At 26.9% G+C, this 20,437-nt stretch carries 20 protein-coding genes; 5 read left to right on the forward strand and 15 right to left on the reverse strand.

Going from position 1 to position 20,437, the window contains the following annotated elements; genetic code table 11:
* Nucleotides 1-2 precede the first annotated feature (2 nt).
* The 12 genes from ACNSOS_RS11505 to ACNSOS_RS11560 all read right to left on the reverse strand — a co-directional run bounded on the left by ACNSOS_RS11505 (nucleotide 3) and on the right by ACNSOS_RS11560 (nucleotide 13,810).
* Nucleotides 3-1,973, reverse strand: a complete 1,971-nt coding sequence (locus ACNSOS_RS11505) for an ABC transporter permease (protein ID WP_418185410.1) — start codon at nucleotides 1,971-1,973, stop codon at nucleotides 3-5.
* A complete protein-coding gene (locus tag ACNSOS_RS11510; protein ID WP_418185411.1) occupies nucleotides 1,967-3,130 on the reverse strand; it encodes an efflux RND transporter periplasmic adaptor subunit in 1,164 nt (387 codons plus the stop codon). Before ACNSOS_RS11510 ends, ACNSOS_RS11505 begins: the two co-directional genes overlap by 7 nt.
* Before the next feature lie 160 nt (nucleotides 3,131-3,290).
* Nucleotides 3,291-4,172 carry an ORF6N domain-containing protein gene (locus ACNSOS_RS11515; RefSeq protein ID WP_418185412.1) on the reverse strand — a complete coding sequence of 294 codons (882 nt, stop codon included), beginning with the start codon at nucleotides 4,170-4,172 and terminating at the stop codon, nucleotides 3,291-3,293.
* A 223-nt stretch (nucleotides 4,173-4,395) separates the two neighbouring features.
* Nucleotides 4,396-6,021 (reverse strand): PepSY domain-containing protein, encoded by a 1,626-nt coding sequence (locus ACNSOS_RS11520; RefSeq protein WP_418185413.1) that lies wholly within the window; start codon nucleotides 6,019-6,021, stop codon nucleotides 4,396-4,398.
* A gap of 72 nt (nucleotides 6,022-6,093) precedes the next feature.
* On the reverse strand, nucleotides 6,094-6,459 hold the full coding sequence (locus ACNSOS_RS11525) for a type II toxin-antitoxin system PemK/MazF family toxin (protein ID WP_113910258.1): 366 nt from the start codon (nucleotides 6,457-6,459) through the stop codon (nucleotides 6,094-6,096).
* The gene (locus ACNSOS_RS11530; RefSeq protein ID WP_113910259.1) at nucleotides 6,449-6,694 is read right to left on the reverse strand and encodes a hypothetical protein; all 246 of its coding nucleotides are present in this window, start codon (nucleotides 6,692-6,694) and stop codon (nucleotides 6,449-6,451) included. Before ACNSOS_RS11530 ends, ACNSOS_RS11525 begins: the two co-directional genes overlap by 11 nt.
* A gap of 52 nt (nucleotides 6,695-6,746) precedes the next feature.
* The gene (locus ACNSOS_RS11535) at nucleotides 6,747-9,146 is read right to left on the reverse strand and encodes a TonB-dependent siderophore receptor (protein ID WP_418185414.1); all 2,400 of its coding nucleotides are present in this window, start codon (nucleotides 9,144-9,146) and stop codon (nucleotides 6,747-6,749) included.
* Between the two features lie 103 nt (nucleotides 9,147-9,249).
* The gene (locus tag ACNSOS_RS11540; RefSeq protein WP_418185415.1) at nucleotides 9,250-9,531 is read right to left on the reverse strand and encodes a type II toxin-antitoxin system RelE/ParE family toxin; all 282 of its coding nucleotides are present in this window, start codon (nucleotides 9,529-9,531) and stop codon (nucleotides 9,250-9,252) included.
* Nucleotides 9,528-9,779, reverse strand: coding sequence for a hypothetical protein (locus tag ACNSOS_RS11545; RefSeq protein ID WP_418185416.1), 252 nt, complete (start codon nucleotides 9,777-9,779; stop codon nucleotides 9,528-9,530). Before ACNSOS_RS11545 ends, ACNSOS_RS11540 begins: the two co-directional genes overlap by 4 nt.
* A gap of 106 nt (nucleotides 9,780-9,885) precedes the next feature.
* On the reverse strand, nucleotides 9,886-10,722 hold the full coding sequence (locus tag ACNSOS_RS11550; protein ID WP_418185417.1) for a FecR family protein: 837 nt from the start codon (nucleotides 10,720-10,722) through the stop codon (nucleotides 9,886-9,888).
* Nucleotides 10,722-11,195, reverse strand: coding sequence for an RNA polymerase sigma factor (locus tag ACNSOS_RS11555; protein WP_113894020.1), 474 nt, complete (start codon nucleotides 11,193-11,195; stop codon nucleotides 10,722-10,724). The genes ACNSOS_RS11550 and ACNSOS_RS11555 overlap by 1 nt, the downstream gene beginning before the upstream one ends.
* A gap of 89 nt (nucleotides 11,196-11,284) precedes the next feature.
* On the reverse strand, nucleotides 11,285-13,810 hold the full coding sequence (locus ACNSOS_RS11560) for a glycosyltransferase family 2 protein (RefSeq protein WP_113894018.1): 2,526 nt from the start codon (nucleotides 13,808-13,810) through the stop codon (nucleotides 11,285-11,287).
* An 85-nt stretch (nucleotides 13,811-13,895) separates the two neighbouring features.
* Here ACNSOS_RS11560 and ACNSOS_RS11565 point away from each other — a divergent pair, with 85 nt between their 5' ends.
* The 5 genes from ACNSOS_RS11565 (at nucleotide 13,896) to ACNSOS_RS11585 (ending at nucleotide 16,582) form a co-directional block, all read left to right on the forward strand.
* Complete coding sequence (locus tag ACNSOS_RS11565; RefSeq protein WP_113894016.1) at nucleotides 13,896-14,297, forward strand: disulfide oxidoreductase; 402 nt, start codon at nucleotides 13,896-13,898, stop codon at nucleotides 14,295-14,297.
* Nucleotides 14,298-14,353: 56 nt separating this feature from the next.
* Complete coding sequence (locus tag ACNSOS_RS11570) at nucleotides 14,354-15,007, forward strand: DsbA family protein (protein ID WP_113894014.1); 654 nt, start codon at nucleotides 14,354-14,356, stop codon at nucleotides 15,005-15,007.
* Nucleotides 15,007-15,297, forward strand: a complete 291-nt coding sequence (locus ACNSOS_RS11575) for a hypothetical protein (protein ID WP_113894013.1) — start codon at nucleotides 15,007-15,009, stop codon at nucleotides 15,295-15,297. Before ACNSOS_RS11570 ends, ACNSOS_RS11575 begins: the two co-directional genes overlap by 1 nt.
* Nucleotides 15,294-15,863: a TlpA family protein disulfide reductase gene (locus tag ACNSOS_RS11580; protein WP_418185418.1), complete on the forward strand. Its 570-nt coding sequence runs from the start codon at nucleotides 15,294-15,296 to the stop codon at nucleotides 15,861-15,863. Before ACNSOS_RS11575 ends, ACNSOS_RS11580 begins: the two co-directional genes overlap by 4 nt.
* Nucleotides 15,864-16,006: 143 nt before the next feature.
* Complete coding sequence (locus tag ACNSOS_RS11585) at nucleotides 16,007-16,582, forward strand: NUDIX domain-containing protein (protein WP_418185419.1); 576 nt, start codon at nucleotides 16,007-16,009, stop codon at nucleotides 16,580-16,582.
* Nucleotides 16,583-16,586: 4 nt separating this feature from the next.
* Here the strand turns inward: ACNSOS_RS11585 and ACNSOS_RS11590 are convergent, their stop codons facing one another.
* From ACNSOS_RS11590 to ACNSOS_RS11600, 3 genes are all read right to left on the reverse strand, one after another.
* On the reverse strand, nucleotides 16,587-17,216 hold the full coding sequence (locus ACNSOS_RS11590) for an HAD family hydrolase (RefSeq protein WP_418185420.1): 630 nt from the start codon (nucleotides 17,214-17,216) through the stop codon (nucleotides 16,587-16,589).
* A gap of 175 nt (nucleotides 17,217-17,391) precedes the next feature.
* Nucleotides 17,392-17,955, reverse strand: coding sequence for a TIGR00730 family Rossman fold protein (locus ACNSOS_RS11595; protein WP_418185421.1), 564 nt, complete (start codon nucleotides 17,953-17,955; stop codon nucleotides 17,392-17,394).
* On the reverse strand, nucleotides 17,955-20,435 hold the full coding sequence (locus tag ACNSOS_RS11600; protein WP_418185422.1) for an efflux RND transporter permease subunit: 2,481 nt from the start codon (nucleotides 20,433-20,435) through the stop codon (nucleotides 17,955-17,957). Before ACNSOS_RS11600 ends, ACNSOS_RS11595 begins: the two co-directional genes overlap by 1 nt.
* Nucleotides 20,436-20,437: the final 2 nt, after the last annotated feature.

Genomic DNA, 20,437 nt, shown 5'->3' on the forward strand with positions numbered 1-20,437 from the left:
TATTACTCTCCATTTAGTGCTACAACAGGATCTAGTTTTGAAGCTTTACTTGCAGGAATATATCCAAAAATAAGCCCAGTAATAACAGCACTAGAAAATGCTATAAGAATAGCTTTGATTGAAAAAATCAACTCTATATTGAAATATATTAAAATAGAACCTATCAATATTGCAACTATTACTCCTGCAATCCCACCTATAAAAGAAACCAAGATAGCTTCTGTTAAAAACTGTCTTTTTATATCACTTTGTCTAGCTCCAGTTGCCATACGAATACCTATCTCTTTTGTTCTTTCTTTTACAGCCATAAGCATTATATTCATAATACCTATACCACCAACTACTAAAGAAATACCACCAATCAAAGCTATCATTATACTTTGGTCTTGATTTGCTTGTTTTTGTGCTTGAATCCTTGAAGGATTATTATATATACGAAAATCATCAGTATCTCTACTGTTTTTTAGAGTATTTGTCATATTTTCTACAGTTTCTTCTGCAATATTATAATCTTGTAGATATGTTTGAATAGCTTCAGAATCTAAAGTATTTAGTAGTTGTGTAGCTCCAACAGTAAAAGGTAAAACTACCATTTGATCATCATCTTTATCTCCACTATAAACTGACATATCAGACAACTCACCAATAACCCTAAATGGTATGTTTTCTATTAAAATATATTTACCTATTGAAGATTCATTTTCAAAAAGCTTATCTTTTATAACTTTTCCTAAAACAGCTACTCTTTCCAAATTTTCTTCATCTTCTTTAGTGAAAAATTCTCCATTTTCTATTTCCCAGTTAAAAATCTTTAAACCAAGTTCATTAGTCATTAAAATAAAAGCACCTATACTTTGATTGCCATATTTTACAGCTACATCAGTTCCTTGTGTAGGAGTTATAAGTTCGATATTATCCAATTGTTCTATTATTTCAATATCTTTAGAATTAAGGGTTCCCATATATTTAGTAATCTCATCATGCTTTGGCCAAATAGAAACACGATTGACCCCACCAAAAACTTCCATTTGTTTTAAAGCTTTTTCACTTGTAGCAAGTCCTACTCCCATAAGAACAATTACAGCAGAAACTCCTATAATAATTCCTAAAAGTGTAAGTAAAGTTCTAAATCTATTTACCCAAAGTGTTTTCCAAGCAGTAGAAAATGCCTCGCTTATATCTTCAATTATTGAACTATCTTGTTTTATTCCTATTTTCATTTGACCTATAAAGTCTATATTTTCAAAAGAGTTTCTAGAATTTATTTCCTTATAAGTGCTATTTGTGCTATCTTCTATTATAAGCCCATCACTAATACGAACTACTCTTTGTGCTTGAGAAGCTACTTGCAAATCATGAGTAATTAATATTATAGTGTGACCAATTGTTGCTAACTCTTTTAGTAGTTTCATAACTTCAATACCACTTTTACTATCTAAAGCCCCAGTTGGTTCATCAGCTAATATAATATATCCACCATTCATCAAAGCTCTTGCAATAGAAACTCTTTGTTGTTGTCCACCTGAAAGTTGGTTTGGATAATAATCTTTTTTTGTTTCTAAACCTAAACGATTTAATAACTCATTCGTTCTATTTTCTCTATCTTCAAAATCAGTTCCTTTATAAATAGAAGGAACTTGAATATTGTGATTCGTATCTAAAGTAGGGATGAGGTGATACCCTTGAAATACAAATCCAAAAGCTTCTCTTCTTAAATATGCTAACTCATCTGCATTAAAATTTGATATATCTTTCCCAGCAAAAAGGTATTCTCCACTACTTGATTTATCTAAACAACCCAAGATATTCATTAAAGTAGATTTTCCAGAACCAGAAGCTCCAACTATTGCTACAAATTCACCAGTATAAATAGATAAATCAATACCATGTAAAACTGTATGAATCGGTGCTCCATCTTTCCCACCATAAGATTTATAAATATTTTTAAGTTCAATTAGTGGAGTTTCTACCATTGTAATCTCTTAGAATCTTTATTGTTTTCAATCTTTGTTATGATTTGTTCACCTTGCTTTAACCCATCTATTACTTCACCAAAAATCCTATCTTTCATTCCTATTTTTACAACTCTATCTTCAATTTTATCATCAACTAAAACTTTTGCTAAATAAGTTCCATTTTCTTGCATATATAATGTATAAAGTGGTACAACAACTACATTTTTTGCAAAAGATTCTATAAAAAATACCTGTGCAGACATTTGACTCATTAAAACATTGTCGTTATTTTCTATATCAAAAAGTGCTGTATAAGCTACTGCTTTTGTACTAGATGCTTTTACTTCATCCTCTTGATTTACAGGAGCAGGCAAAATTTGTTGTAGTTTTGCTTCCCACTTACGAAGTTCTCCATTTGTATCTCTTAGTCCTAAAGTTGTAAAATATAAATCCATTCCAACTTTAAGTTTTCCAACATCAGCTTCAGAAACTTCAGTCCAAACAGTCATTTTTGATAGGTCAGCTATTCTTAAAAGTTTTGGCGTTTCATAAGTGGCATTTAAAGTTTGTCCCTCTTTTGCATTTAGTGATACAACAGTTCCATCCATAGAAGCATATATTTTTGTATATCCTAAAAGTGCTTCATTCCCTTGTAGATTTGATTTTGCACCTTTTATTTGTGCTTTTAAACTTTTTATCTTTGCTTTTGCCATTTTGAAATTTGCTTGAGCTATTTGTACATCTTCAAGTTTTGTAGCATTATTTTTAAAAAGTTGTTCTTGTCTTAAAGCTTGAAAATTAGATAGTTCTAAAGACGCTTCTTGTTCTATTAGCTGTGCATTTAAGTTTTCTAAAGTTGCTCGGTTTTCTTCTACTGTTGCACTTTGTAAGCTTGGGTCTATTTCAACCAACAAATCACCTTTTTTTACAATATCTCCAGCTTTTACATAAATCTTTTCGATTTGCCCTGAAACTTGTGCTCCAATATCAACATAATTATGTGGTTGTAAAACTCCCAAAGAAGATACAACATTTTGTATATCACCTTTTTTTATCTCTTCACTTTTAATTTCTTCAACTGCACGAAAAAAATTAAACCAAATTAAAAAAGATATAAAAATCAAGCCAATTAAAAACCCAAATTTCTTTTTATTTTTTAAATATTTTTTTGCCATATTACTCTTAATCCTTTGTTTTAAAAATTACCCTCTATATATAAGACGGAAAAATATAAAAAAACTGACAATAAATATCAAAAAATTTAGAAATTTTCAATTGAGAGTGTATATTTGTAACATATTTAGCTTATTTTTATTTTATTTTAAATTTTTAACACTATTCTAATTTTTCTAAAATCTCATTTATATTCAAGTTTATTTTAGAAAAAACAAACCATTTTTTACCCAAATCCTTCAAACTAGCTCCCAAATAATATATCTCTTTTTTATCAAGTATTAAAAATCTATCGTGTGAATTTTTAAAAGTTTTTAGTGTTATATTTTTATATTGAGCTTGATATTTTTCAAAATCTAAATTTAGTTGTTTTGAGATGTTATTTGTGTAAATAGTAAAGTTTATATTTTGATATTTTGAAAACAGAGTAAATACTGTATCATCTATATAGTTATCTATTAAAATAACTTCTTTTTGTGCTAGTTTTAATAAATCATTTATAAAACTGTATGAATCATATATTTGTCCATCATAAAATATACCTTCTGATGGTTTCGAGTTTTTATCTTCTAAAGCATTTAAGATAAAATCTACTTTTGAATCATTTTTTAGTTCATAAGAAATTTGTCTTTTTTCTATGGTTTCTATTCTTGAAAATATAGAAGCATTATTTTGCAAAAAATTTCTCATATCAATAAAACTTTTAATGATTTTTATACTAACTTCAACTGCAATTTGACTTCTTATAACAGCACTTAGCATAGAAACACCTTGTTCTGTAAAAACAAAAGGAAGTTTTCTTAATCCCATAAGCTCTTTATTGGAAGTCGCAAATTGCGACATCCAAATTTCTAATTCATCTTTGGTAAGTTGAAACATAAATTCTTTAGGAAATCTTTCTATATTTCTTTTGACTTGCTCATTTAATCTTTTTGTTTCAACGCCATAAAGTTCTGCTAAGTCCCTATCTAGCATAACTTGAAAACCTCTGATATTATAAATCTGATTTTTTATACTATTTTCAGTGATTATTAATTCTTCCATTTAATATCCTTATGATAACAATTCTAAAATTCTATCATAAAAAGAAAAATTCACTAAAAAATATTACAAATTGTAAGATTTTATTTATACCCTTAAGTATGAGTTCCAAAGTATACAAGGAAAGGAGAAAGTATATTTTTTATCGAAATTTTAATCTCAAAATTAAATAAATACTTTGAAACCCATACTTAAAGATATTAGGAAGTTTTAACTCTTCCTAATATCACAATCTCTTACTCCAAAACTCTTGTATCTTAGTTCTATCTACTGGAAGTTTATAAGCAACATAAAGTAAGATTAATCCAAAAACAAACAATCCTACATCAACAGCTAAAACTGTATATATTTCTTCTTCCCAAAGTCTTATTGGAGAAAATCCACTAAATATAAAGTGAACAAAAGGACTTAAAGCAAACAATACTCCACCAATATATAAAAACTCTTTAGCTGTTTTATAAGAGTTTAATCTATAAAACGAATAAGTTAAAGTTCCTATCCAAAAAGTTGCAAAAAGTCCATGTTGAATAGCTACTCTATCTTCCATATCAAAAGGTAATAACCATTGTAAAAAGAATAGTAAACCAGTTGCAGGAATAACTCCAACCATTCCAGCTAAGCAAAACTTTGAAACCCAGTTATATACAGGAGTTGTAGTTGGAAATTTTCTTGCTTGTTTTTCTAAATATAACAATACTCCAAATCCAACAGCTAAAGTACACAAAAGCATAGTTATAAATACAAACAATCTCAACCAAATTCCATGATTAACAAGTATATGTAAATAATGTACACTATCAGATATTATAAAACTATAATGTCTATTTTCAAATAACTTCTCTTCTATCAAACTTCCATCAACAGCACTTAGTGTTATACTTGGAAAAGTTTGTTCATCTTTTAAAAATGGTACATATTGATTATGTCCTCTAAATGTTATTTTTGCATCTTTATCTTCCCAATTTGCCAATCTTATCCATTTAAAATCTATATCTTTATTTATTTGTAAAGCTTTATTTGTAAGTTCATTTAAACTTAGCATTGAAGCTTCTATTCCACTTATTTCTACTTCTTCTTTTTTTGGGTTTTCTAACTCATTGAGATGCTCTTTATATTCCCAATAGTCACTAAATTCTCCTTTTGAAACTACATAAGTCATAAAGGAAGATTGTTTAACATAATGCATAGGAACATTTAAGTTTGCTCCACTCCAAACAATAAGTAAAAAAGGCAAAAATAACCAAATAAATATTTTTCTATGCCAATTTGAAAACTTACTTGATACACTTTTCCCACCATTTTGATATTTTATAATACTTACTTGTATCAATCCACCAATAATTAAAAATATTCCTGCAAGTGCAACAAAGCCAAAAACTTGTGTCATATATATTTTATATAAAGGTGCTCCATAGTGCATACCATTTAAGAACCAAGCTAGATTTGATTCTTCTTTTACTTTTTCTACTTCTTCATTTGTATTTGGATTAAAAACTTTTCTTTCCATAAATTGAGTAGATATAGTTAAATTTGGAGATTTATTTGGTAAGTTTACAAAAATAGTATTATATTTAGGATACTCCTTATCATCTAAAACTTTTTGTATAGTTTTATCAAAATCTATATTTTCTATTTTTACTATTTTTTTATGATTAGATGGTCTTTCCCAATTTGCTATATATGGTAAGAATATTGCAAATATTCCAAAAAACAAAGCTATATACATAAATACTGAAAACCATATTCCTATTACTACATGTACTCTTTGTAATCTTTGTTTTAAAAGTTTACTATTCTCTTTATTTTCTTCTTCTTTTAATTTCTCTTCATTACATGATGTTTTTATATTCATATTTATTTTATTCCTTTGACTTTGTTCTCAAGCTTTGAAGCTTGAGAACGATTTTTTAAAAAGTAAATAAAATTAGTTTAAAGAGAGTGAATATCGAGAATTTAAAGTTTTTGTTATAGTTTGATGTATTTTAAAAATCAAATCAGATGAAACAGTCCCAATTTGTTTTTTAAAACGAACAGTTGAGTAGTTTTTTACTTGAAAACAATCTATTGCAGATGTCTTTGTTAGATTATTTATCTCATCTGGATTTATTTCTATCATCCAAGGAAAATATCTATAATTATCTTTCCAATCTGTAATAGGAACTATTGTTCTAAGATTTAGTTTTCCTGCTTTATCATCATTTACAACTACAGCAGGTCTTGTTTTAGATATTTCTTGTCCAACATTTGGAAAAAACTCAACAAGCCAAATCTCGCCTTGATTAATACTCATAAAGCCCACCATCATCACTATTACCAAACTCTTCACAAAGCTTTTGGTACTGTGCATCTTTACTTGCTAACTCAAAACCTTTTATCCACTTTTTCTCTTCTTGTTTTTTTACATATTCACTTATAGCTTCTATATATATAGAAGATAAAGAAGTTTGTAAATCCTCTTTTAATTCATTTACTTTAGCTTTAAGCTCAATAGGTAAATTAAAAGTAACTTTTTCTGTATTTATCATACTGTATCCTTTACCATATAATTTCACCATATTGTAGCTAAATTTTTATATCTTAAAACTTATATTTTAAAGTAGCCATCCAATTTCTCTCTTCTCCATAAGAGTAAGTATTAAAACTAGTTTTATACTCTTTATTTAAAGCATTATTAAGATTTACAAGCAAGCTTAAGTTTTTATTAAATTCATAATTTGCCATCAAATCAACTACATAATAATCTTTTTGTGTAGCTTCACTAACCATTTCAGGATAACCAGCTTGTATATAATAACCTTTTACTGTATTATCAAAAATTTCACTTTGCCATCTTACACCACCACCTAAAGTTAATTTAGATATAGGTTTATAAGTAGTAAATAGGTTTGCTGTTCTAATAGGTATAGCATCACTTGTTAATCTTTTTCCATTTTTATCTTTAAGAATTGATGAAGAAAAACCAGCTTGTACTTGCCAATATGGAGTAATCTCTCCTGCAATTTCAAACTCCCAACCTTTGTTTTTTGTATCATCTTCTGCTTTCATTGCACAACCCCATTGTCCACCACCTGGATATTTGTAGCATTCTCCTGTTTGTTCATTCATATCAGTGACTGCAAGACCATCTTTACCTGATTGGAAAAGTGCAATACTAGAGTTTAATCTTCCATCAAACCATTCACCTTTTAGACCAACTTCATAGTTAAATCCAGTTTCAGGATCAAGATAGTCACCATTTCTATCTTTTGAACTTTGTGGATTAAAAATCTCTGTATAACTTACATAAGTTGTAAGATTATCTGTAATATCATAACTCAAAGCTAAATATGGTAAAAAATTATCTGCTTTTCTTTTAGTAGTAGTTCCAGTTTCCCATTCACTGTATCTTCCACCTAAAATTGCTGATAAATCATCTGTAAAATTAAGTTTAGTTGAAATAAATGTACCATATTGATTTGTTTCACTTTTTCCTTTATTCCTCGTATAATTACCCCAATTTGGTTCAACAACACTTAACTTATTATTAATAATACTAAAGCCTTGTCCTTGCCCCCATTCATCAATAGTTGAATTAGTGCCTTTTTCTCTCTTCCCATTTGCTCCAATTACTAAATCATGAGTTTGTCCAAATAAATCAAAAGTTCCATTTAGTTTTGCATCGAAAGTATGAATTTTTTGATCGTTTTCATGATTTAAAAATCTACTTTCTCGACAAGTATCATTATTGACCCAACCATCACATCCACCATCTTTTATTTTACGATTATCATTAATATAGTTATACGTAGCATCTATTTTCCAAGAATCATTAATATGATGATTTAAGGCTAAAGTATAATTATCTCTTATTTGCTCTCTTTTTTTCCAATCTGCTTGAAACCATGTATATTTATCAAAATTTGAGAATCCAACTCTTCTCCAAATATAAGTTCCATCACTTCCATCATTTACAAAAAATCTACTTGCACCTTCACTAGCATTATTTTGTGAATCTATTCTCTCCCAAGAGGCTGATATTGTAGTGGAATCACCTAAATCTGCTTCTACTACTCCATATAAAGTCATACTTGTTTTATCTAATAATGAATTGAAATAACCTCCTTGGTCATGAACAGCTATAAATCTTCCTCTTATACTTCCATCTTCATTAAATCCTCCACCAATATCGGCAACACCTCTATATTTATCCCATCTTCCAGTTTGTGCTTCAAGTGAAGCTTGAAAATCTTTTGTTGGTTTTTTTCGTACTAAATTTATACTTCCACTAGGATCTCCTTGACCAGTCAAAAATCCAGTTGCACCTCGAACTACAGAAACAGAATCATAAATAGCACTATCAATATTTTCGTTCCCAGTAAAGTAATATCCTGTATTAAAAGCACTAGGAGCTCCATCTACTTGATACTTCGTTATTTTATATCCACGAGAATAAAATGAAGCTTCAGCTGTATTTCCTGGTGTTGATTGTGTATAAACCCCGGTTGTATTTTTCATAACATCAACTAAGTTATTTAGTTGTTGATCTTCCATTCTTTTTTTAGTGATGATAGATACTGATTGTGGTGTTTCTTTAAGCGATAAGTTCATACCAGTTGCAGAATTGTCTTGAGTTCTTGTATAACTATTTTCTTTATTATCTTTTACTGAAATTTCGTCTAAGATATAAGTTCCATTTATAACTTTTACAGAAGATAACTTTTTTATGATAATAGTGTCGTGTTCAATAGTTGCTTCAATTCCTGTTCCTTCAAACATCTGTTTTAAAGCTTCATCTATATTTTCCACATCTTCTATTTTGTTTGTTTTGATATTGTTTAATATACTTGTATCCCCTATAAAAGGTATGTTTGAAAGCTTTGATATTTTTTCGATAGCTTTTATAGCATTTGTATCTTCAACTGTATATGAAGCAGCATAAAGATTTGTAGCCAAAAGTAGGGCTAAACTAGGTGCGATTATTGTTTTTTTGTAAAACATCTTTTTCTCCATTTTCTTAAGTTTAATTTTGAGAATTACATTCCCTATATAAGAAGACGAAAAAGTTTGACATTCCTGACATCAAATTTTGAAATTTGTTAAATTAGTGATTTCTTTGTCTAAAAATTGTTAAGATATAAATTGTTGAAGTGGTTATTTTAAAAACTATTGTATATCCTTTAAAAATCAAATCTCTTGTTTCTTCATCGTCATAATAAAAGCTTTTTCTATGTTTATAAGGCATAAATTCTAAGATTTTAATTTGTTTTTTGATTTTATTTAAGAAATTTGTAGCTTTTACTTGGGAGTCATTTTTTGTGATAAAGTTTTTTATTATTGTTAAATCTTCTATTGCTTGTGGTTCTAAAATAATTTTATATGTCATTTAGATAAAAAAACTTTCTCAAATGCATTATCTAAATCTAAGCCATTATTTTTTGATATATTATTTATAGCTGTTTCTACTTTTTGCTTGGCTTCTTCTTTTGTTAAAGTAAGTTGTTCTGGAAAGTTGTTTGGTTTTAAATCTTCAAGAACCAATTTATAAAGATACTCTTTTATATTTTCTGTTGATTTGAATTCTTTATATAAAAGGTTTTCTATTTGTTTATCTTCTATCTGAATTGAAATCATTTGAACTCCTATTTTTTGGATAAATTTTATAGATATTTGGAAATTATAACATATTATTCAAAATATGATAGAACTATTGATAGTATATAAATATCTAAGAATTATACTATTTTATAACAATCATATTATCTTGTTTTATAACTTTAACTCTATGGATTTTAGGTAAAACTTTTAAAAAATTATCAAAATGTTTTACATCAAAACTACCACTTATTGGATAATATTTTGCTTTTTGTGATTCAAATACTATATTTATATCCAGATGTTTTGAGAATTCATCAAAAACTTTATCTAATCTAGTTTGATTAAAGTTATATTTACCTTGTATCCATAGTAGTTTATCATTTATATTTTCATCTTTTAGGCTTATTTTATTTGCATTTTTGTCAAGATTTAAAGACTGATTTGTTGTAACAATAGATATTTCTTTACCATCTTTTGCTGATACTTTTACTCTACCTTCCAAAACATTTACTGCTATTTGTTCATCAAAATTTATAACTTCAAATTTTGTACCTAAAACTTCGATATTTATTTTATTTGCATTTATTATAAAGGGTTGTTCTTTATTTGAAGTTATATCAAATATTGCTTTTCCTGTCGATAATTCTACTACTCTCTTAGTTTTGTAATACTTTACATCTATTGAAGTATTTGCATCTAAAGATATTTTAGAGTTATCAGGAAGTAAAATGTTGTTTTGGATTTTATTTGATGCTTGATAAAATTTTGAATAATTTGCAAATTCAATAAAAAATGATACATAAAATATAGCCACGATACAGGCAGCAGCAAGTGGAGTAACTATTTTAAAAAATCTTTTTCTTTTATTTATTTGTTCTCTATTTTGTTTTACTTCATTTCTTAATTCATCTAAAAAATCTTTAGGTAGAGATTTTACTTGTCTTATTAGTTCTTTATCTTCAATACTTTCATTTGGCATTAGTATTCTTCTTTTCTTCTTAATTTTTCTTTTAATTCAAATTTTGCTCTTGATAAATGTTTTTCTACTGCTACAAAAGAGATATTCATAATTTCTGCAATTTCTTGTTTTGTATAATCTTCTAAAACATAAAGCACAAAAGCCTCTTTCATTTTTGGTGGAAGTTTTCTTAACTCTTTCATTAGAACTTCTTGATTGTTTTGTTCAATCAATATATCTTCTGGTGTTTCTTGTTCTAAGACAATAAACTCTTCATCAAACTCTATTTCTTGAAAATCTTTATTTTTTCTTACTGCATCAACAATAATATTTTTACATACTCTATATAATAAAGCTCTTGGATTATCTACTTTTTGGCTATTTTGTATAATGAGTGCTTTTTCAAAAGTCTCTTGGACTATATCTTGTGCTAGGTCTTTGTCTGAAACCTTATTTCTAACATATAACAAAAGTTCTTTATAATAATTTAACATTTGATTAATCTATCTTTATCTTAGTTTTAAAATCTATAATTGTAATCATAAAATGATTAGTAAAAACTTAAGGTTAAATCAGAAATCTATTAAGATTTCTGACTTTTTAGAGAGTAAAGTTCCAATATTCTCATAATAATAGCAGAGATATAAGGAATAGTTTGAATAAAAATAGTTGCTGCAAATACATAAATTTCTATAATTCCAGTATCATTTGTATATATTAAAGAGATAAATGCAGTTGTAAGTAAAATTGCTAAAATCATCTCATATTTGATAGGGCTTGAACCTTTTTTAGCTTTTCCACCTTTTTGAGTTCTTTTAAATGGTAAACCATCTTTTATAAATCCATCAAATACAGCTTTAAATATTATTAGTTGTAAACTCATAGAAGCAATAGAACTTAAGAAAATTTCTTTAAAAGTTGCTTTTACTTTTGTTCTATACAATATAAATGTATGTAAAATATTTACTATAAATGCTGTAATAATAGGAATAGTTAAAGGAATAGTCGGAATAGTAACTCCAACAAATATAATAACTGGTACCCAAATAATATTCATAATAGCCATTATTGGACCCATAGCATCACTTAACCAGAAAAACCAACCAGTAACAAATTTATTTTTTTGTCTTGGAGACAATTTTTTTGAACTAGGTTTAAATTCTCTCCAGTGTTTTTTAAGAATTTGTATAGCTCCATAAGCCCATCTATGTCTTTGAGTTTTGAATGCTTCAACTGTATCAGGAAGAAGTCCATATCCATATCTTCTGTTTGTATAGTGAGCTGTGTATCCAGCTTCAAATAGTCTAAGTCCTAATTCACTATCTTCAACAATTGTATCAGTTCCCCAACCACCAACTTCCATCATAGAACTAAGTCTTACCATAACCATTGTTCCATGAACAACTATTGCATTTTCTTCATTTCTATCAACCATTCCAATATCAAAGAAACCTGCATATTCAGCATTCATAGCAGCTTTAATTATACTTTCATTTCCATCTCTATGGTCTTGAGGTGCTTGAACAATAGCAACTTTTGGATCATCAAAAAGTGGTACTAAATCAACAAGCCAAGGAGATTCAACTTTATAATCTGCATCAATAACAGCTACTATTTCAGCATTTTTATCTGTATATTCTAAAGCAGTGTTTAGTGCTCCTGCTTTGAAACCAGTACAAGTAATATCAAGATATTTAAATTTTTCTCCTAGTTTTTCACACAATTCTTTGATAGGTGCTTTGTAATAATCTTCTGGAGTATTGTTGATGATAACTAAAACTTCATAATTTGGATATGTAAGTTTTGATAAACTTGTTAATGTTTCAGCTAAAACATGAGGTTCTTCTTTGTATGCTGGAACATGAATAGATACTAAAGGTGCATTTTGTGATTTTAGGTCAAGTGGAACTAATCTTGATGGTGGAACACCAATAGAACTTCTAAATAGCTCATTTGCTTTTGCTAGAGTTATAATTACAAGTGGAATCATCAAAAATGTTCCCATTCCCCACATGACCCACATACCAAAATTCATATAGTTGATAAATGGATAAATAGCAGCCATTACAATACCAAATGCCATACCTTGAGCAGCAATAGCATAGGCAAAAGCATGACTAATATTTACTCTTTGGTTTTTAAGTCCAAAGATAGTTAATAAAGCTCCGATTATAATAGCAGCAATCATCTGATATAACCAATATTGATTTAATTCAACTTCTCCAGATAATTGGAATTTTAAAGCACGGTTTGTAGTAAAAATTCCCCAATATTGTCCAACATTTCCTTCATCATACCCTTTCCAAGGTTGATCAAATGCTTCGATAATATTGTAGTGCCAACCTTTTTCGTGTGCTAAGTTTACAAATCCACGAATTGCTTGTGCTTGGTTTTTAATATTTGGAACAGCACTATTGTTGTTGTAACCATGGCTTGGCCAACCAGTTTCCCCGATAACTATTTTTCTATTTGGGAATAGTTGTTCAACTACACTATATTTTTCAATTATAAATTCATTGTATCTATCTATTGGCACTTTTTCCCAATAAGGTAAAATGTGAATAGTTAAAAAATCAACATGACTTGCAAGTTCAGGATGTTTTTCCCATTGATCCCAAGTTTCGGCTGTTGTTACTGGTTTATCTGTAACATCTCTTAAAAAATCTATATAGGCGTATAGTTCTAAAGGTTCTATATCTTTTCTTAAAAGTACCTCATTCCCTACTATAACAGAGTCAATTCTATGTGGATACTCTTGTATTATTTTTATGGCTCGTTGTATTTCAAGATTATTGTCTTCTAAATCGCCTCCTATCCAAAGTCCTAAATCAATAGGTAATTTTGAATCTTTACTAGATTCTAAAATTTTATAAGCTTCTAATGTTCCATAAGTTCTTAATTTATTTGTAAAATTTTCTAGCATATTAACATCATAAGAAATTTGTTCACTAGATAATATTTTTTTATCATAACCTTCAAAAGGTGAGTATGATAAAGATTCAATCTTATCAAAAGAGCTTTCATTTAATGTTACTAAATTGTCTCTTGACAACCAAAAAAAGACTTGAAAAAGTCCAGCCATTATAAGACCTAAGATGATGTATCTCAAAAAAAATCCTTCTACGAAATATGATGGGAATATTAACATTATTTTGTTACAATGAAACTTATTAGAATTTTGTGAAGGAATTGTTTTGAATTTTATTTTTTTAGCTTTTTTAACTTCTTTAGTTGCAACTTTAGGAAGTTTGTTTTTTTCGGAAATTATGTATTTTGTTCCTTGTAGTTTGTGTTGGTATCAAAGAATATTTATGTATCCATTGGTTTTAATATTTTTATTAAATCTTTTATATCCAGACAATAATATATTTAAGTATAGTTTTCCTTTGGTTATAGTTGGTATGGGAATAGCTATTTATCATAATTTACTCATTGTAGGAATAATTCCTGAAACATTGTCTCCTTGTGTTAGTGGAGTTCCTTGTAGTGTTGATTATTTAAACTATTTTGGATTTATAACTATTCCATTATTATCTTTTGTTGCATTTTTCATAATCTTTATTCTTTTAGTTGCCTATAAAAAAAGGGTTTCTTAATTGTTTGTTATCTTTTTTTCGTTAGAGTTTTGAAAAAATTAGAAAAGGAAAATTTGATGCAAAATAAAAAATTGGTTTTTGGTTCTTTACTAGCGATTTTAGTGCTTTTTATTGGGTTTACATTTTTTTATCAAAATGAACAAAAAAGTGAGCAAACAGCAAAAGTAGAAGATGTGAATTCATTACTTGTAAGAGATTATTCTTTTAGAATGGGTGATAATACAAAAAATATTAGTGTTGTTGAATTTTTAGATCCAGAGTGTGAGTCGTGTGCTATTTATAGTCAAGTTGTAAAAAAGCTTTATAGGGAGTATTACAAAGATATTCAGATTGTTGTAAAGTATTTAGATAATCATAAAAATTCAAGACTAACTATACAAATGCTTGAAGCTGCAAGAGTTCAAGGAAAATATGAAGATGTTTTAAATATGATGTTTGAAAAACACCCACTATGGGCTTCTCATTATTCAAGTGTTGATAAACCAGAACTTTTATGGCAATTTTTAAAAGAGATTCCTTCTTTAGATATTGAAAAATTAAAAGAGGATATGAAAAATCCAAAAATTGATGAAATTATTGCTCAAGATAGAAAAGATGCAGAAACTTTAGGTGTAAGAGGAACACCAACACTTTATGTAAATGGAGTTTTATTGGAAAGATTATCGGATAAAGCACTTTTTGATTTAGTTGAAAAAGAGATTTATAAATAATGGAAATTTTAGCTACTTTTATTTTAACTGCTATTTTAGTTGTTTTGTTTATATATTTTAATAGTAAAAATGTAGTAAAAAAAGCACAAACAAAGTTAAATATAATAAATCAATATAAAAATGCTCTTTTAGAGATTTTAAAAGAACATAATGAAGATAAAGATTTACAAACAAGAAATAAAATAGAGTTTTTAAAGAAAGTGAATCAAGAGTTGTCTATGAATATCTTTTTTGAAAAATATGAAGTGAAAATTATTTTAGAAGAGTTATCAAAAATGGAGCAAGAATGAAAAATGTATTAGTTAGTTTATTTGCTGTTTTAGCATTTTTATTTATTGGTTGTGATGGTGGTTCAACAATTGATTCAAAATCATTAGCAAAGAAAAAAATTGAAGAGGATAATAAAGAGTTTATTTCTCAATCTTTTCTTTTATTAACAACTGATGAAAAAATTATTGGATTTAAAAGTACAGCAAATGGACTTGATTTCGATGAGTTTAAAGGTAAAAAAGCTGTTATTATAGATGTTTTTGCAACTTGGTGTCCTCCTTGTATTGAAGCTATACCAAAACTTAGAGAAATTAAAGAGAAGTATAAAGACGATTTAGAAATAGTTTCTGTTTTATTTCAAGATGAAAAAACAGTTGAAGAGATACAAGATTTTATAAAAGAGTATCAAATAAATTATCCAATTACAATGGGTGAAGAAAATGATAAATTAGCTCAAGAGTTAAATGTTAGAAAAATTCCTGAGATGTTTTTATTTTCAAAAGATGGTAAATTTGTGCATAAATTTATAGGAAATGCACCAAAAGAAGAGTTAGAAAAATATATAAAAATTGCAATTGAGAACTAAATTATAGTTCTCAATTCATAAAAAACTTCAAATAAAAAATCAATTATTAAACTACTATTCTTAATTATTTTAGTAATTCAAATATATTATGGCATAATCTAAAAAAATTATTTTATTGTAAAACAATAAGAAATGAATATAAAATGAGATATGTTGTAGGTATAATAACTGATGGTAAAAAAATTTTATTGTTAAAAAAGAATAACCCAGATTGGCAAAAAGGTTTATACAATGCAGTTGGTGGAAAAGTTGAATTAGAATCGACTCCATTACAAACTATAATAAAAGATTGCAAGGACAAAATCGGATTAGATATTATAAATTGGAAAGAAGTAGATAGTGTATTATTGCCTAATGGAATAGAGTTGACATATTTCTTTGCTATTTTAGAAGAAAATGATATAAATAAAGCACAGAGTTTAACAGATGAAAGAGTAGAACTTTTTGATATAAATAATTTACCAAAAAATATACTCAAAGATTTAAAAATTCAAATAGATAAAATATTTTTTAAAATTGAAAAAAAAGATAGTATAAGTAAAAAACTTTTTATATTTATTGTGACTATATTATTTGTTTTATTCTCTTCCTTGATGTTATTGGGAAAAGTTCAAAAAGGAAATTTTTTATATTATTTAACAGAAGAAAAAAAAGATGAAGATATAGATAAAAAAGTTCAGTTCAAAAAAGGTTTTAATGAACGAATATTTGGTAAATGATAACTTATAATATATTTTCTATTTCTTCTAAAGTATTTATAAAATATTTTGCTTGTGAAAAGTCCTGAGACGCTGTGAATTCATTTTTTACGACAATACAATCTATATTTGCTCTTACAGCAGATGTTAATCCTCTTTGCGAATCTTCAACAACAATTGCTTCATAATCTTTAGAAGCAAATTTTTCTAAACCTTTTAAATATGGTTCTGGATTTGGTTTTGCTTTTTTATAATCTTCTACACAAAGAACAAAATCCATAAAATCTACAATTCCACTATTTTTGTGAATTAGTTCGAAATCAACTCTTCTTGATGTTGTAATAATCGCCATTTTATATTTTTTTGATAGATCATTTAATATTTTTTTTACTTTTGGTATTTTAATATCTTTTGTTTGTAAAAATTCTTGATAGAATATATCTCTTATGTTTCTATGCTTTTTTATTGTATCTTTATCAATATTGTGAAGTTCTGCTAATTCAAAAGCACTTCCACCTTTTGTCATAATATCTTGATAAAAATCCATTTCAAGATTTAATCCTAAAATAGCAAGAGATTTTTTATTTGCTTCAAAATACCATTTTTCCGTTTCAACTAAAACACCATCGTTATCAAAAAGAATATATTTTTTCATCTAATTTCCATAAATTTGAGTATAAAAAAAGGAAGCTTTTAAAGCTTCCTTTTTCTGTTATAGGAGGAGAAAAAAGTTAAATTTATTAACTTATGAAAGAATTATAACCATTCACAATTAACTCTTCCTAAATAAACTATTAATAAAAAGTAAATAAGATAAGTTTTATCCTATTTTACTTTTCCCATTTTGCTTTTGGAGCTTTATAATCTAAAATTTGTTTTAATAAATCATCAATATTATCACTAAATATTAGCATATCAACATGTTCTTGTTTGATAAAACCTTCTTTTGTACAATTTTCTAAAAACTCTTTTAGTTTGTCATAATAACCATTTATATTTAAAAATGCACATGGTTTTTTATGATAACCAATTTGTGCAGAACTTATTACATCGAATATTTCATCAAAAGTTCCATATCCTCCTGGAAGTGCTATAAATCCATCGCTTAACTCTTCCATTTTTGCTTTTCTTTGATTTATTGTTTCAACTTTAAAAATAGTTGATAAATTTTCATTTTCTAACTCTTTTGATGCTAAATCAAAAGTTATAACACCAATAACATTATTGTTTAGTTTCAAAGATTCATTTGATATGATTCCCATAATTCCTTGTTTACTTCCACCATAAACAATATTAATATTATTTTTGGCTAATTTTTTTGCAAGAAGAATAGCTTGTTCTTCATAAATTTTGCTATTTCCAAATGCAGAACCACAATAAATTGCTAGATTCATTATTTTTTCTCCTTTTTATTATATGGTTTTAACATTAGTAACATTTTTGGTAATAACAATAAATCAGCAACTAAAACGCTAATCATTACAATTCCTGTTAGAAGACCAAAGTATATTGTAGGAATAAGATTTGAAAGTGTTAAAATAGAAAACCCTATTACTATAATAATAGTGGTATAGTACATTGCATGTCCAATCCCTTCATGGGCTCTTTTTATAGCGTTCATATAGTTATGGTCAAATTTGTACTCAACTTCAAATCTATGAATAAAGTGAATTGTATCATCAACTGCTATTCCCAAAGCAATAGCTGCTATTGTAATAGTCATAATATCAAGAGGAATTCCTAGCCATCCCATAATACCAAAAACCAATGAAATAGGTATAAGATTTGATACTATTGCTATAAAAACAACTTTTGATAATCTAAAAATCAAAAAGAACATAATTGATAAAACAAATAGTGAAGCACCAAAAGTTGAAGCTTGCGACTCAAAAAGTGATTGTAACATATTGTTATACAAAACCATAAGATTTGATAATCTATATGTCGTTTCTTTATTTGTGATTATATTTTCCAAATCTTTATTTATTTTATGTAGTAATTCATCTCTTCTTAGATCTGGATTTGAGTCTATAATTCTCATCGTAACTCTTGCTTCATTTGCATCTATATTTACATAAGGAGATAATATTAGTTGTTTATACTCTTCTGGAAGTTGATTGTAAATTAAAGCTAAAGTTATACCGTCTAAATCTTGACCATTATTTAGAGTTTTACCAATTTTTAGTAATGTTGCTAAAGATTGTACTTTGCCTATTTCAGGAATTGCTTCTAAATAGTCATGTACAGCCATAATAGTTTCCATTTTATCTTGAGTAAACCAGTATTGTTTATCATCTTTTGATAAGATAAATTCATTTTCAAAGTCATCAAAATCACTATTATTAACAATTATTTTTTCTTGTATTTCATCATTTCTAAATTTGATAATTATATCAAGTGGAGTAGTTCCACCTAAATTTTCATCTATAACTATCATTCCTTTATAAATTTCAGTTGATTTTTTAAAGTAGTTTATAAAACTATTTTCAACAAAAAGTTTTGAAGCCCCTATAATAGAGAAAACAACAGTTATAATACTTACAACTATGATAGCTTTTCCATTATTCTCAACTATTTTTGAACATTTATTTATAAAAGAGAATTTTCTATCAGATTTGTCAAATTCATCTTTTTTACCAATAAGAATTAAAATAATTGGAAAAACAATAAAAGATATAATCAATGATATAACTATTCCTAAACTCATCATAAGTCCAAGATTTATAACTGGTTCTATATTTGATAATACAAGAGAACCAAAACCTACAACAGTTGTAATAATAGCTAAAGAACAAGGAATTAATTTTGATAAAACGGTGTTCATCACAAGTTTATATTGATTTGCTTTTTTATATTTGAAAAATAACTCTCTATATCTTTCTATTAGATGAATAACTATTGACATAGTAATTATTAGCTGAAGTGCTACAAAGTTTGAAGATATTACTGTAACTTCCCAATCAAAAAATCCTAAAACCCCACCAGTTGAGATGATAGATATAAAACATATTAAAAGTGGTATGAAAACCCATCTTGCTCTTCTAAAAATATACCAAAGAATAAAAATAAATATTATGATAAGGCTCAAACCATAAATAAGTAAATCACTTTTAACAAATCCTATAACATCCGATGATATCATATTTACTCCACCAAGGAATATTTTTGCTTCGTTATCATAATTTTTAATAATTTCTCTTATTTTTTCGATATTTTTTTTGTCATTTTGTCTTAAAATATCTCTAAATTTTTTGAATTCAACAATAGTTGTTTCCAACTCTTTTTCTTCATTCTTTGTTATAGTTCCATTTTTTTGTTTCTCTAAAAGAGCATTTCTTTTATCTAAAAATTCAAAATATTTATTATCATCTTTTAGATTTAAAATAATTGCAGTTGTTTTAAAATCAGAACTTACAAGAGCATTTTTATATAAAGGTGAAGTTAAAAACTCATTTTTTACAAGATTTTTATCAAATTCTCCTGTTTGTAAGTTATCAACACCAGCAACTAAATCAGAAATAGGGCGAATTGGAGATTGTAAAAGTGGAACGGTTAATATTGAATCAACTTTTGTAATATTTTCAACTTGTTCAAAATCTGAAGATATTTTTTTAATAGTATCTAAAGATTTTTCACTTAAAAGGTCATCATTTGGAGAGAAAGTTACTATTAGAAAATTTGAATTTTCATATTTTTTATAAACTTCTCTAAAAAATCTTAAATCTTCATCATCTTCAAGCAAAAGTGTTTCCGCACTTGCATCTATTTGTACTTTACTAGAATAGTATCCTAACGTTGCAATAAAAGAAGCTACAAGAAGTAAAACTAAAAAAGGATACCTAAAAATAAAGGTATCGTAAAGCCTTTTTACCATAA

Origin of the sequence: Aliarcobacter vitoriensis (genome assembly GCF_048320235.1) — a bacterium.
GTDB classification, from domain to species: Bacteria; Campylobacterota; Campylobacteria; order Campylobacterales; family Arcobacteraceae; genus Aliarcobacter; species Aliarcobacter vitoriensis.

Excerpts from the sequence above, each read along its gene's own strand:
- ACNSOS_RS11505 (WP_418185410.1), bottom strand. The coding sequence starts at position 1,973 with ATGGTAGAAACTCCACTAATTGAACTTAAAAATATTTATAAATCTTAT.
- ACNSOS_RS11510 (WP_418185411.1), bottom strand. The coding sequence starts at position 3,130 with ATGGCAAAAAAATATTTAAAAAATAAAAAGAAATTTGGGTTTTTAATT.
- ACNSOS_RS11515 (WP_418185412.1), bottom strand. The coding sequence starts at position 4,172 with ATGGAAGAATTAATAATCACTGAAAATAGTATAAAAAATCAGATTTAT.
- ACNSOS_RS11520 (WP_418185413.1), bottom strand. The coding sequence starts at position 6,021 with ATGAATATAAAAACATCATGTAATGAAGAGAAATTAAAAGAAGAAGAA.
- ACNSOS_RS11525 (WP_113910258.1), bottom strand. The coding sequence starts at position 6,459 with ATGAGTATTAATCAAGGCGAGATTTGGCTTGTTGAGTTTTTTCCAAAT.
- ACNSOS_RS11530 (WP_113910259.1), bottom strand. The coding sequence starts at position 6,694 with ATGATAAATACAGAAAAAGTTACTTTTAATTTACCTATTGAGCTTAAA.
- ACNSOS_RS11535 (WP_418185414.1), bottom strand. The coding sequence starts at position 9,146 with ATGTTTTACAAAAAAACAATAATCGCACCTAGTTTAGCCCTACTTTTG.
- ACNSOS_RS11540 (WP_418185415.1), bottom strand. The coding sequence starts at position 9,531 with ATGACATATAAAATTATTTTAGAACCACAAGCAATAGAAGATTTAACA.
- ACNSOS_RS11545 (WP_418185416.1), bottom strand. The coding sequence starts at position 9,779 with ATGATTTCAATTCAGATAGAAGATAAACAAATAGAAAACCTTTTATAT.
- ACNSOS_RS11550 (WP_418185417.1), bottom strand. The coding sequence starts at position 10,722 with ATGCCAAATGAAAGTATTGAAGATAAAGAACTAATAAGACAAGTAAAA.
- ACNSOS_RS11555 (WP_113894020.1), bottom strand. The coding sequence starts at position 11,195 with ATGTTAAATTATTATAAAGAACTTTTGTTATATGTTAGAAATAAGGTT.
- ACNSOS_RS11570 (WP_113894014.1), top strand. The coding sequence starts at position 14,354 with ATGCAAAATAAAAAATTGGTTTTTGGTTCTTTACTAGCGATTTTAGTG.
- ACNSOS_RS11575 (WP_113894013.1), top strand. The coding sequence starts at position 15,007 with ATGGAAATTTTAGCTACTTTTATTTTAACTGCTATTTTAGTTGTTTTG.
- ACNSOS_RS11580 (WP_418185418.1), top strand. The coding sequence starts at position 15,294 with ATGAAAAATGTATTAGTTAGTTTATTTGCTGTTTTAGCATTTTTATTT.
- ACNSOS_RS11585 (WP_418185419.1), top strand. The coding sequence starts at position 16,007 with ATGAGATATGTTGTAGGTATAATAACTGATGGTAAAAAAATTTTATTG.
- ACNSOS_RS11590 (WP_418185420.1), bottom strand. The coding sequence starts at position 17,216 with ATGAAAAAATATATTCTTTTTGATAACGATGGTGTTTTAGTTGAAACG.
- ACNSOS_RS11595 (WP_418185421.1), bottom strand. The coding sequence starts at position 17,955 with ATGAATCTAGCAATTTATTGTGGTTCTGCATTTGGAAATAGCAAAATT.
- ACNSOS_RS11600 (WP_418185422.1), bottom strand. The coding sequence starts at position 20,435 with ATGGTAAAAAGGCTTTACGATACCTTTATTTTTAGGTATCCTTTTTTA.